Genomic DNA, 12,428 nt, shown 5'->3' with positions numbered 1-12,428 from the left:
AGCGCTATGCGCGCAGTTCCCGGTCGCTGTCGACGGCCAGATAGAACCACTCGGTGCCCGGCAAGGCCTGCGGGTTCGGGAACACGATGACGCCGTCGCACGGCGCCGCGACCGCTTGCCCATCGGCGCGCAGGCCGATGGGCTGGCCGCGCTGGACTGCATCGAAGCTGGCCCAGTCGCGCAGCAGACGGTCGCCTTCGGCTTCGCGGTCGACCACATCGACCAGGCGCAGCAGCCGGGGCGGCCGACGTGGCGGCGGCGGCTCGCCCGCCATGTCCAGCAGCGCGAGGCTGGCCAGGATCGCGCGGTAGGCCACCTCGGGCGCCTGCGGGTCCCGGTGCTGGCCGCATTCCAGCGTGACCGCGTAGCCGCCCTGGCTGCGCATGTATTCGTTGGTGCCCCAGCCGAAGGCCAGGGCCCGTGCATCGCCGGCCTCGCCGCGCCGGGCCAGCCGGGCGGCGTAGACCTCCAGCCAGGCTTCGACCACGCAGTCCGTGCCGAGGTGCAGCGCGAGAAGGCCTTCCTCGCGGGCCCGGTGGAACGGCTCCAGCGGCCCGCTGTTGTCGCGCGGGCCGATCATGGCGAATGGCGTTCCGTCGGTGTGGAAGGAGTGCAGGTCCAGCAGCACATCGTGGCGGGCCAGCACAGGGCACAGCCGGTTCGTGATGCGCGCCTCGTAGTCGGCGGGTCGCGGATCGGGCTGGAATGAACGGTTCAGATTGCGCTCACCCTCGCGGCGCTGGCGCCGGCGCGCCAGCGGATTGGCCACCGGCACCAGGGTCAGCTCGCCGCGCCGCAAGGCCAGCCGGCCGGATTCCAGATCGGCGCGCACGCGCTCGATGGCCACGGTGCCGCAGGTCTCGTCGCCGTGCACCCCGCCGAGCACCACCAGCCGCGCGCCGGGCTGTGGCGAGGCGAATGCATGGAGCCGCAGCGCCTCGTCCATGCGCCTTCAGTTCTTCACCGCAGAAGCGGCGGTGGCCGGCCGGCGCGACTGGTCCAGCATCAGCGCGCGCTGGCCCGTGTTGCCGGGCGCGCGGTCGACGCGCTCCGGATGTTCGGCCATCAGCTCGCGGCTCTGGCGCTGCGCGCGCGGGCCGACCAGCGCCCCGTTGCCCGGGGGCTGGGCCGTGTCGGGACTGCCCGCGCCACCGGCCATGCCGGGACGCGCCGCCACGCCCGGGCCGGCGCCGCCCAGTCCCACGCCCCCGGTGCCGCCATTGGCCGAGTTGCTGCTGCCGCCACCGGCTGCGGCGGCCGCCTGCGCCGCCGTCGGCTGGGCGTCAACAGGCAGAGCCGCCAGCACCGCCAGGCACAGCGCCAGGCCGCCGCACCATCGAATGTTCTGTCTGCGCATGTCGTGCTCCTTCACTGTCCTGATGCTGCAGTATGGAGGCGCTGGGGTGCCAGTCCGTCAGGCGCCGACACAAATGGAAACCCTCTGACAGCGTACGCGGTCACGCGGCTGACAGAGGCACCGCCAGAAACAAAAAACCCCGCACTCGGCGGGGTGTCCTGAAGCGGTCCGGCTCAGATGTGCACGGAGCGCAGGCGGACCGAGAAGTCCTGCAGGGCCTGGATGCCGCTGCTCTCGGCGCGGTGGCACCAGTCCTTCAGATTGGCCGTCAGTTGCTCGCGCGACAGCGAGGTCGACAGCCACATTTGGCGCAGCTCCTCGCGCATGGTGACCATCTTGTCCAGCACCGGGTGCGCGGCACGGGCCTCGGCGATCTTGGGCTGGGCCGATGCGGGCACGCGCTCGTCGTCACGGTGCAGCCAGCGGCGCGCGGCCACCAGCACCGAGGCGTCGGCCTGCTTGGCCTTGAGCACAGCGATTTCCTGCTGGCAGGTGCGCTTGAGGTCGCGCGCGAAGCCGGCCATGACTTCGTAGCGGTGGGCGATCAGGGCCTCGAGCGTCTTCTCGTCGGCCACCGGCTTGATCTGGCCCAGTTGCAGGCGCGGCGGCGTCTTCTTCACCTTGGCCAGGCCCAGGCGCTGCATCATGCTGATGTACATCCAGCCCACGTCGAACTCGTAGGGCTTGACCGAGAACTTGGCCGAAGTCGGGTAGGTGTGGTGGTTGTTGTGCAACTCCTCGCCGCCGATGATGATGCCCCAGGGCGAGATGTTGGTGCTCGCGTCCGGCGCCTCGAAGTTGCGGTAGCCCCAGTAGTGGCCGATGCCGTTGACGACGCCGGCAGCCCAGAACGGGATCCAGGCCATCTGCACGGCCCAGACGACCAGACCGGCCGCGCCGAACAGCGCGAGGTTCAGGATGAGCATGAGGCCCACGCCCTGCCAGCTGTAGCGCGAATACAGGTTGCGCTCGATCCAGTCGTTGGGGCAGCCCAGGCTGAACTTGTCGATGGTTTCCTGCTTGGCGGTCTCCGCACGGTACAGCTCCGCGCCCTTCCAGAACACGGTTTCGATGCCGTGTGCGTGGGGGCTGTGCGGGTCGTCGGCGGTTTCGCACTTGGCGTGGTGCTTGCGGTGCACGGCCACCCATTCCTTGGTGACCTGGCCGGTGCCCAGCCACAGCCAGAAGCGGAAGAAGTGTGCGGGCAGCCAATGCAGATCCATCGCCCGGTGCGCCTGGTGGCGGTGCAGGTAGATGGTCACGCTGGCGATCGTGATGTGCGTTGTGAACAGTGCATACAACACGATCTGCCACCAGGACAGATTCCACAGACCATTGGCAAGCCAGTCCACGGCAGCGTTCAGCACAGCCCAATCGGGTAGCAACATATCTAGATCAGCCCCTTCTCCGTTTTTCGCATACGCGCGCATAGCACAGATGGTGCAGCAGCGAAAACCAGCGATTGTAGGACGTGACCGCCTTTTGGCCTATAGCGCAGAAACAACCTTGGGTCAGCCCTGTCTTTCCCAGACGGCGGCGAAGAAGCCGTCCGTCCCATGCCGGTGCGGCCACAGGCGCAGGAAGCGGCCCTCCTCGCCGGCGCACAGCGTGTCGGCGCCGCCCACCTTGAGGCGGGCAAGTTCGGCCGCGACGGGCAGCGCCATGAAGCCCGGCTGCGCCGCCGAGAAGGCCGCGGCGATGTCTTCGTTCTCCTGTGTGAGCAGGCTGCAGGTGGCGTAGACCAGGCGGCCACCGGGCTTGAGCAGCCGCGCCGCGCTCTGCAGCACGGCCAGCTGGATCGCGGCCAAGCCATCGACAGCGGCCTGGTTCTGGCGCCATTTGAGGTCGGGATGGCGGCGCAGCGTGCCCGTGCCGCTGCAGGGCGCATCGACGAGCACGCGGTCCATCTTGCCGGCCAGGCGCTTGATGCGTTCGTCGCGCTCGTGGCCGATGGCGACCGGGTGCACGTTGGACAGGCCGCTGCGGCCCAGGCGCGGCTTGAGCGCCTCCAGCCGGTGGGCCGAGGTGTCGAAGGCGTAGAGCCGGCCTGTGTTGCGCATGCCTGCACCGATGGCCAGTGTCTTACCCCCGGCACCGGCGCAAAAGTCCGTCACCATCTCGCCGCGGCGGGCGTCCAGCAGCAAGGCCAGCAGTTGCGAGCCTTCGTCCTGCACCTCGACGGCGCCGCGCGTGAACGCGTCGACGCGGTTCAGCGCAGGCTTGCCCTGCACGCGCAGGCCCCAGGGCGAATGCGGCGTCGGAGCGGCCACGATGGCGGCAGCCTGGAGTTCCTGCTGCACCTCGCTGCGCTTTGCGCCGAGCTGGTTCACGCGCAGGTCCAGCGGTGCCTGGCCCAGCAGGCTGTCGGCCAGCGGCCAGAACTGCTCGCCCAGCTGTGCATGCAACGGCTGTGCCAGCCATTCGGGCAGGTTGTGGCGGTGCCGATCCAGCAGGTCGGCCGGGGCCACGGCCTCGCAGCGCTGCACCCACTCCTTCTCCTGCGGTGTCAGCGCGGAAAACAGGAAGTCGCGCGGCCCGCCGAAGCCCAGGATGGCCAGGCGCCGCTCACGCGGCCCCGACCCCGAAGGCGCGAAATGCTCGTACTGCAGCTTGCGGCGCAGCACGGCGTACAAGGTATCGGTGAGCGTGGCGCGCTCGCGCGGCCCCAGGCCACGGTGGGCGCGGAAGAAGCGCGCCGCCACGGCGTCGGCGGGATGGGCGAAGGCCAGCGCCTCGCGCACGAGGTCGGCGCAGGCGTCGAGGACGGCATTGGGATGCATGGGGCGATTGTCCTCAGCCGGCCGCCAGCAGGCGCTCGATCGCGCGCGGGTACATGCGGTGCTCCTGCGTAAGCACACGCGCCGACAGCGTGGCCTCGTCGTCGCCGGGCAGCACGGGCACCACGACCTGGTCGAGGATGGGGCCGTGGTCCAGCTCCTCGGTCACGCGGTGCACGGTGGCGCCGGCCACGCGGCAGCCGGCCTCGATGGCGCGCCGGTGCGTGTGCAGGCCCGGGAACGCCGGCAGCAGCGAGGGGTGGATGTTGACCAGCAGGCCGGCGTAGCGGCGCACGAAGCCGGGCGTCAGGATGCGCATGAAGCCGGCCAGCACCACGAGATCGGGCGCATGCCGGTCAATGGCATCGGCCAGCGCGGCGTCGAAGGCGGCGCGCGGGTCGGCGGCCTGGGCGAAGGCGCGGTGGTCGATGGCCGCGGTCGGCACGCCCAGGGCCTGGGCCCTGGCCAGGCCCGCACAGTCGGGACGGTTGCTCAGCACGGCGGCCACGCGGGCGTGCAGGCGGCCGGCCCAGTCGCGCTGCTGCGCGGTGCGCACGATGGCTTCCATGTTGGAGCCGCCGCCGGAAATCAGGATCACGAGGTTCTTCATCAAGGCGCGGGATTATCCCCACACGCAGGTGACAGCCCAAAGTGCACGGTCGTGCTACAAAGCTGCGGGCCGTCGCGGGACGGCTTGCGACGACCCACAGGAGACCACCATGGATTTGGCTTTCACGGCCGAAGAGCAACAGTTCCGGGAGGAGGTGCGCGACTGGGTGCGCGCCAACCTGCCCCAGGACATCGCCTACAAGGTACACAACGCGCTGCACCAGACGCGTGACGACATGCAGCGCTGGGCCAAGATCCTGGGCAGCAAGGGCTGGCTGGGCTATGGCTGGCCCAAGCAGTTCGGTGGCCCGGGCTGGTCCGCCGTGCAGAAGCATTTGTTCGAAGAAGAATGCGCACTGGCCGGCGCGCCGCGCATCGTGCCGTTCGGCCCGGTCATGGTGGCACCCGTCATCATGGCCTTCGGATCACCCGAGCAGCACAAGCGCTTCCTGCCCGGCATCGCCAGCGGCGAAGTCTGGTGGAGCCAGGGCTACAGCGAACCGGGCTCGGGCTCGGACCTGGCCTCGCTCAAAACCCGTGCCGAGCGCAAGGGCGACAAGTACATCGTCAATGGTCAGAAGACCTGGACCACGCTGGGCCAGTACGGTGAGTGGATCTTCTGCCTGGTGCGCACCAGCACCGAAGGCAAGCCGCAGACCGGCATCAGCTTCCTCTTGATCGACATGAAGAGCCCCGGCATCACGGTGCGCCCCATCATCATGCTGGACGGCGGCCATGAGGTGAACGAGGTGTTCTTCGACAACGTCGAGGTGCCCGCGGAGAACCTGATCGGCGAGGAGAACAAGGGCTGGACCTATGCCAAGCACCTGTTGAGCCACGAGCGCACCAACATCGCCGACGTGAACCGCGCCAAGCGCGAACTGGAGCGCCTGAAGCGCATCGCCAAGGCCGAAGGCGTCTACGACGACCTGCGTTTCCGCGACGAGATCGCCAGGTTGGAAGTGGACGTGGTGGCGCTCGAAATGATGGTGCTGCGCGTGCTGTCGGCCGAGAAATCGGGCAAGAACCCGCTCGACGTGGCAGGCCTGCTCAAGATCAAGGGCAGCGAGATCCAGCAGCGCTACAGCGAACTCATGATGCTGGCCGCCGGCCCCTACAGCCTGCCCTTCATCAAGGAGGCCATGGAAGCCGGCTGGCAGGGCGACTACGTGGGCGCTGCGCACTGCGCGCCGCTGGCCGCCACCTACTTCAACATGCGCAAGACCACGATCTACGGCGGATCGAACGAGGTGCAGCGCAACATCGTCGCCCAGACCGTGCTGGGTTGAGCAGGAGACGCGAATGGACTTCAACTTCAGCGACGACCAGGAACAGCTGCGCGACGCCGTGCGCAAGTGGGTCGACAAGGGCTACGGCTTCGAACACCGCCGCGGCCTGGTCAAGGCCGGCGGCTTCTCGCGCGAGGCCTATGGTGAACTGGCCGGCCTGGGCCTGACCGGGCTGTACGTGGCCGAGGAACATGGCGGCATGGGCATGGGCCCGGTCGACGCCATGGTGGCCCTGGAAGAACTGGGCCGCGGCATCGTGCTCGAGCCGCTGGGCCAGACGCTGATCGCCAGCGGCCTGCTGTCGGGCTACGCCGATGCCGCGCTGCAGGGCGCCTGGCTGCCGCGCATCGCCGCGGGCGAGGCCCTCGTGGTGCTGGCCCACCAGGAGCGCGCTGCGCGCTACCGCCTGGACGTCTGCGCTGCGCATGCCAAGAAGACGGGCGACGGCTGGTCCCTCAGCGGACACAAGAGCGTGGTTCCCGCAGGCGACCAGGCCGACGCCTTCCTCGTGCCAGCCACCATCGACGGCAAGATGGCGCTGTTCCTGGTGGAGCGCGCCGCCTCCGGCGTCGCGGCGCGGGGCTACACCACGCAGGATGGCTCGCGCGCCGCCGAGGTCGTGTTCCAGGAGGCTGCCGCTGCGCTGGTCACGGCCGATGGCCTGGCCGCACTGGAGCATGGCGTGGACATCGGCATCGCCGCCCTGTGCGCCGAAGCCGTGGGCACCATCGACAAGACCATGGAGATCACGGCCGAATACATGAACACGCGCAAGCAGTTCGGTGTGGTGATCAGCAGCTTCCAGGCCCTGCGCCACCGCATGGCCGACATGAAGATGCAGCAGGAGCTGGCCCGCTCCATGAGCTACTACGCCACGCTCAAGCTCAATGCCCCGGCGGACGAGCGTCGCCGCGCCATGGCGCGCGCCAAGTACCAGTTGGGTCAGTCCATGCGCTTCGTGGGCCAGAACTCGGTGCAGCTGCACGGCGGCATCGGCGTGACCGACGAGTACGTGGGCAGCCACTACTTCAAGCGCCTCACGCAGATGGAGATGCAGTTCGGCGACACCTTGCACCACCTCGGCGAGATCTCGGCCCGCATGCAGGACAAGGCCGGCGTGTTCGCCTGAATCGGGCGTGCGCCACCAAGAAGAAGCCCCGCAACGCGGGGCTTTTTCATATCAGCAGCCGGGACGATCTGGGCACATGCGCCATCAGGAACTCCATCTGGTCCGCCAGGATGCGGCGGTTGCGCAGGATGAAGTCCTCCCACAGGCTGGGCACATAGGGCGCGTACAGCAGCGGCATGCGCGCCTGCTCGGGCGTGCGCGCGCTCTTGCGGTGGTTGCAGCTGCGGCAGGCGGTCACCACGTTCATCCAGTGGTCGCTGCCCTTCTGCGCCAACGGCACGATGTGCTCGCGCGTGAGCACGTCCTCGTGGAAATGCTGGCCGCAGTAGGCGCAGATGTTGCGGTCGCGCGCGAACAGCTTGCTGTTGGTCAGGGCCGGGCGCGCGCGGAACGGGTTCACCCCCGGCACGCCCTTGGTGCCGATGATGCTGCTGACGGCGATCTTCGATTGCAGGCCGGTGACCGCGTTGTGGCCGCCGCGGAACACCGCGACCTCGGCGCCGGACTCCCAGCGCACCTCGTCGGCGGCGTAGTGCAGGACCGCCTGCTCCAGCGAGATCCAGGATTGGGGCAGGCCCTGCCCCGACAGCTTCAAGACCTTCAAATGACGCCTCCAGCTAACGTGCATGCGCACGGACACTGCAATCGCAAACATCCAGGCTGCGCGCACCACTTGTCCATGATGCGCCGCGTCACAATATACAGGGTTCGCCCGGCCTCCATATGACGGGCGCCACCGGGGCATCTGCCTTCGGCGCTATGGAAAAGATAACGACACCATGAAGATCTTCCGCGGCTTCCACTACCGGGGCATCGCACCGGCGTGCGCGCTGACCATCGGCAACTTCGACGGCGTGCACCGCGGCCACCAGGCCATGCTGGCGCTGTTGCGCAACGAGGCGCAGCACCGCGGTGTCCCCAGCTGCGTGATGAGCTTCGAGCCGCACCCGCGCGACTACTTCGCCCAGGCCACGGGCCGGCCGGAGATTGCCCCGGCCCGCATCGGCACGCTGCGCGACAAGCTGACCGAGCTGGCCCGCTGCGGCGTGGACCAGACCATCGTGCTGCCCTTTCGTGCCGAACTGGCGCGCCAGAGTCCCGAGGGCTTCATCCAGGACGTGCTGGTTGCCGGCCTGAACGTGCGCTACGTGCTGGTGGGCGACGACTTCCGCTTCGGCGCCAAGCGCGCGGGCGACTACGCCATGCTGGCCGCCGCCGGCGAAGCCATGGGCTTCGAGGTGGCGCGCATGAACAGCTACGAGGTCTCACTGCCCGACGCCAGCGCCGAAGGCGGCCGGCGCAGCGTGCGCGTGTCGAGCTCGGCCGTGCGCGAGGCGCTGGGCCAGGGCCGCATGGACGACGCGGCCCGCCTGCTGGGCCGGCCCTACAGCATCAGCGGCCATGTCGTGCGCGGCCGCCGGCTCGGCCGCGAACTGGGCTTTCGCACCATCAACATGCGGTTTTCGCACTGGAAGCCGGCTGCCTCGGGCATCTTCGTGGTCGAGGTCCATGGCCTGGTGGAGCAGCCGTTGGCCGGCGTGGCCAACCTCGGCGTGCGCCCTTCGCTGGACCCGAACGACGTCAACGGTGGCCGCGTGCTGCTGGAAACGCACTGCCTGGACTGGCCGGCCAGCCTGGGCCCCGAGGGGGGCTACGGTAAGATCGTGCGCGTGGAACTGCTGCACAAACTGCACGACGAGCTGAAGTACGACAGCCTGGATGCCCTGAAAACCGGCATCAACAGGGACTGCGACGAAGCCCGCGCCTGGCTGGCGGCCGGCCATGCGCAGACGCGCCGGCAGACCACGCGCGACCGAATTTAGCCGCCCGGCTTTCCCGCGCTCGCGCGTGTTCCCGGCCCTCCGCCGGGCCGCGTATCCCCTCCCCGTTCCACGGCGCCGTCGCCGGCGACGCCCCTGTCCGCACCATGACCGACACCACCGACTACCGCAGCACCCTGAACCTGCCCGACACGCCGTTCCCCATGCGCGGCGACCTGCCCAAGCGCGAGCCCGGCTGGGTCAAGGACTGGAACGAGCAAGGCCTGTACAAGCGGTTGCGCGCCGCGCGCGTGGGCCGCCCCAAGTTCATCCTGCACGACGGCCCGCCCTATGCCAACGGCCAGATCCACATGGGCCACGCAGTCAACAAGATCTTGAAGGACATGATCGTCAAGGCGCGCCAGCTCGAAGGCTTCGACGCGCTGTACGTGCCCGGCTGGGACTGCCATGGCCTGCCGATCGAGAACGCCATCGAGAAGAAGTTCGGCCGCAAGCTCAGCCGCGACGACATGCAGGCCAAGAGCCGCGCCTTCGCCACCGAGCAGATCGCCCAGCAGATGGCCGACTTCCAGCGCCTGGGCGTGCTGGGCGAATGGGACCATCCCTACAAGACCATGGACTTCGCCAACGAGGCTGGCGAGCTGCGCGCGTTCAAGCGCGTGATCGAGCGCGGCTTCGTCTACCGGGGCCTCAAGCCCGTGTACTGGTGCTTCGACTGCGGCTCATCGCTCGCGGAGTTCGAGATCGAGTACGCCGACAAGAAGAGCGACACGCTGGACGTGGCCTTCAAGGCGCACGACCCGGCCGCGCTGGCGGCGGCCTTCGGCCTGCCGTCTCTGAGCAAGGACGCCTTCGTGGTGATCTGGACCACCACGGCCTGGACCATCCCGGCCAACCAGGCGCTGAATCTGAACCCCGAACTCGAGTACGCGCTGGTCGACACCGAGCGCGGCCTGCTGGTGCTGGCCGCCTCGCTGGTCGACAAATGCATGGCGCGCTACGGCCTGCAAGGCCAGGTGCTGGCGACCCTCAAGGGCGAAAAGCTGGGCGGCCTGGAATTCGAGCACCCGCTCTACGACGTGGATGCGGGCTACCGGCGCCTTGCGCCCGTGTACCTGGCCGACTACGCCACGGCCGACGACGGCACCGGCATCGTGCACTCGGCCCCCGCCTACGGCCTGGAGGACTACAACTCCTGCACCGCCCACGGCGTGCGCAACGAGGACATCCTGAACCCCGTGCAGGGCAACGGCACCTATGCCGACGACTTCCCGCTGTTCGGCGGCCTGCACATCTGGAAGGCCGTGCCCGTCATCCTGGACGCGCTCAAGGCCGCAGGCCGCCTGATGGCCACCGAGACCATCAGCCACAGCTACCCGCACTGCTGGCGCCACAAGACGCCGGTCATTTACCGCGCCGCCGCCCAGTGGTTCATCCGCATGGACGAGGGCGAAGGCGTGTTCACCAAGGACAAGGCGCCGCGCACGCTGCGCCAGACCGCGCTGGCCGCGATCGAGCAGACCGGCTTCTACCCCGAGAACGGCAAGGCGCGGCTGCACGACATGATCGCCAACCGGCCCGACTGGTGCATCTCGCGCCAGCGCAGCTGGGGCGTGCCGATCCCGTTCTTCCTGCACAGGGACTCGGGCGAACTGCACCCGCGCACCATGGAGATCCTGGACCAGGCCGCCGACATCGTCGAGAAGGGCGGCATCGAGGCCTGGAGCCGCGTGACGGCCGAGGAGATCCTGGGCGCCGACGCCGCGCAATACACCAAGAGCACCGACATCCTGGAAGTCTGGTTCGACTCGGGCTCGACCTTCTGGCATGTGCTGCGCGGCACACATGCGCCGGGCTTCCACGAACAAGGCCCCGAGGCGGACCTGTACCTGGAAGGCCACGACCAGCACCGCGGCTGGTTCCACAGCTCGCTGCTGCTGTCCTGCGCGATCCAGGACCGCGCGCCCTACCGCGGCCTGCTCACGCACGGCTTCACGGTGGACAGCCAGGGCCGCAAGATGAGCAAGTCGCTGGGCAACGGCATCGACCCGCAGGAGGTCAACAAGAAGCTGGGCGCCGAGATCATCCGCCTGTGGGTGGCGGCCAGCGACTACTCTGGCGACATCGCGGGCGACGACAAGATCCTCGCGCGCGTGGTCGACGCCTATCGCCGCATCCGCAACACGCTGCGCTTCCTGCTGGCCAACACCAGCGACTTCGACCCGGCCCAGCACGCCGTGCCGGCCGAGCAGTTGCTGGAGATCGACCGCTACGCCCTCGCGCGCGCCGCGCAGTTCCAGGCCGAGATCCTCGCCCACTACCAGGTGTATGAATTCCATCCGGTCGTGGCCAAGCTGCAGGTCTACTGCTCGGAAGACCTGGGCGCGTTCTACCTCGACATCCTCAAGGACCGCCTGTACACCACGGCCGCCGGCTCGCTGGCGCGCCGCAGCGCGCAGACCGCGCTGTGGCAGATCACCCAGGCCATGCTGCGCTGGATGGCGCCGTTCCTGTCCTTCACGGCCGAGGAGGCCTGGAAGCTGGTCGGCGACTCGGAATCCATCTTCACGCAAACCTACAGCGCCCTGCCCCAGCCGGACGAGGCGCTGCTGGCCAAGTGGTCGCGCATCCGCGCGGTGCGCGACCTGGTCAACAAGGAGATCGAGGCCGTGCGCACCACGGGTGCCGTGGGCTCCTCGCTGCAGGCCAACGTGGTGCTGTCGGCCGCGGCCGACGACCATGCCGTGCTGGCCGCACTGGGCGAGGACCTGCGCTTCGTGCTGATCACGTCCAAGGCCGCGCTGCAGCCGGGCGCCGAACTCGCGGTGCAGGTCACACCGTCTTCGGACACCAAGTGCGAGCGCTGCTGGCACTACCGCGCCGACGTGGGCAGCGACGCAGCCCACCCGACGCTGTGCGGCCGCTGCACGAGCAACCTGTTCGGCGCCGGCGAAACCCGGACCTTCGCCTGATGGGCCCCGGCACCGCCCGCGCGCGCTGGTGGCCCTGGCTGCTGCTGGCGGCCGCGGTCTTCGTGGCCGACCAGTGGACCAAGCAGTGGATCCTGGACCACTACCAGCACGGCGACGCCACCGTCGTCACCAGCTTCTTCAACATCGTGCGGGCGCACAACCCGGGCGCGGCCTTCTCGTTCCTGGCCGGGGCCTCGGGCTGGCAGCGCTGGTTCTTCACGGCCATCGGCGTGGGCGCGGCGGTGTTCATCGTCTGGCTGCTGCGCGCGCATGCGGGCCAGCGCCTGTTCTCGTTGGCGCTGACGCTGATCCTGGGTGGCGCCATCGGCAACGTGGTCGACCGGCTGCAGCACGGCTACGTGGTCGACTTCCTGGACTTCCACTGGGCCGGCTGGCATTTCCCGGCCTTCAACATCGCCGACAGCGGCATCACGGTCGGTGCCGTGCTGCTGATCCTGGACGAACTGCGGCGCATGCGGCGCGGCCGCTGAAACGCTGGCTGTGGCCGGCGGGC

The 12,428-nt window shown here is 69.0% G+C and carries 11 protein-coding genes; 5 read left to right on the top strand and 6 right to left on the bottom strand.

Going from position 1 to position 12,428, the window contains the following annotated elements:
• Positions 1–4 precede the first annotated feature (4 nt).
• The 5 genes from IE209_RS10760 to purN all read right to left on the bottom strand — a co-directional run bounded on the left by IE209_RS10760 (position 5) and on the right by purN (position 4,744).
• A complete protein-coding gene (locus tag IE209_RS10760; protein WP_189686960.1) occupies positions 5–946 on the bottom strand; it encodes a M14 family metallopeptidase in 942 nt (313 codons plus the stop codon).
• A 6-nt stretch (positions 947–952) separates the two neighbouring features.
• Positions 953–1,357, bottom strand: coding sequence for a hypothetical protein (locus IE209_RS10755; protein WP_189686959.1), 405 nt, complete (start codon positions 1,355–1,357; stop codon positions 953–955).
• A gap of 173 nt (positions 1,358–1,530) precedes the next feature.
• Positions 1,531–2,745 carry a DesA family fatty acid desaturase gene (locus IE209_RS10750; protein WP_189686958.1) on the bottom strand — a complete coding sequence of 405 codons (1,215 nt, stop codon included), beginning with the start codon at positions 2,743–2,745 and terminating at the stop codon, positions 1,531–1,533.
• Positions 2,746–2,868: 123 nt separating this feature from the next.
• A complete protein-coding gene (locus IE209_RS10745; protein WP_189686957.1) occupies positions 2,869–4,137 on the bottom strand; it encodes an RsmB/NOP family class I SAM-dependent RNA methyltransferase in 1,269 nt (422 codons plus the stop codon).
• A 13-nt stretch (positions 4,138–4,150) separates the two neighbouring features.
• A complete protein-coding gene (gene purN, locus IE209_RS10740) occupies positions 4,151–4,744 on the bottom strand; it encodes a phosphoribosylglycinamide formyltransferase (RefSeq protein WP_189687143.1) in 594 nt (197 codons plus the stop codon).
• Positions 4,745–4,853: 109 nt separating this feature from the next.
• Here purN and IE209_RS10735 point away from each other — a divergent pair, with 109 nt between their 5' ends.
• Positions 4,854–6,032 (top strand): acyl-CoA dehydrogenase family protein, encoded by a 1,179-nt coding sequence (locus IE209_RS10735; RefSeq protein ID WP_189686956.1) that lies wholly within the window; start codon positions 4,854–4,856, stop codon positions 6,030–6,032.
• 13 nt (positions 6,033–6,045) lie between these two features.
• A complete protein-coding gene (locus IE209_RS10730; protein ID WP_189686955.1) occupies positions 6,046–7,161 on the top strand; it encodes an acyl-CoA dehydrogenase family protein in 1,116 nt (371 codons plus the stop codon).
• 46 nt (positions 7,162–7,207) lie between these two features.
• On the opposite strand, the gene IE209_RS10725 is transcribed toward IE209_RS10730, so the two are convergent.
• Positions 7,208–7,765 carry an HNH endonuclease gene (locus tag IE209_RS10725; protein WP_145546274.1) on the bottom strand — a complete coding sequence of 186 codons (558 nt, stop codon included), beginning with the start codon at positions 7,763–7,765 and terminating at the stop codon, positions 7,208–7,210.
• 175 nt (positions 7,766–7,940) lie between these two features.
• On the opposite strand from IE209_RS10725, the gene IE209_RS10720 reads away from it, so the two are divergent.
• The 3 genes from IE209_RS10720 (at position 7,941) to lspA (ending at position 12,405) form a co-directional block, all read left to right on the top strand.
• Entirely contained in the window at positions 7,941–8,984 is a 1,044-nt protein-coding gene (locus IE209_RS10720) for a bifunctional riboflavin kinase/FAD synthetase (RefSeq protein WP_189686954.1), read from the top strand.
• 104 nt (positions 8,985–9,088) lie between these two features.
• Positions 9,089–11,914 carry an isoleucine--tRNA ligase gene (gene ileS, locus IE209_RS10715; protein ID WP_189686953.1) on the top strand — a complete coding sequence of 942 codons (2,826 nt, stop codon included), beginning with the start codon at positions 9,089–9,091 and terminating at the stop codon, positions 11,912–11,914.
• Entirely contained in the window at positions 11,914–12,405 is a 492-nt protein-coding gene (lspA, locus tag IE209_RS10710; RefSeq protein WP_189686952.1) for a signal peptidase II, read from the top strand. The genes ileS and lspA overlap by 1 nt, the downstream gene beginning before the upstream one ends.
• Positions 12,406–12,428: the final 23 nt, after the last annotated feature.

Origin of the sequence: Pseudorhodoferax aquiterrae (genome assembly GCF_014652235.1) — a bacterium.
GTDB classification, from domain to species: domain Bacteria; phylum Pseudomonadota; class Gammaproteobacteria; order Burkholderiales; family Burkholderiaceae_C; genus Pseudorhodoferax; species Pseudorhodoferax aquiterrae.
Note: the sequence above shows the minus strand (reverse complement) of the source record. Positions and strands in the feature narration are given on the sequence as shown.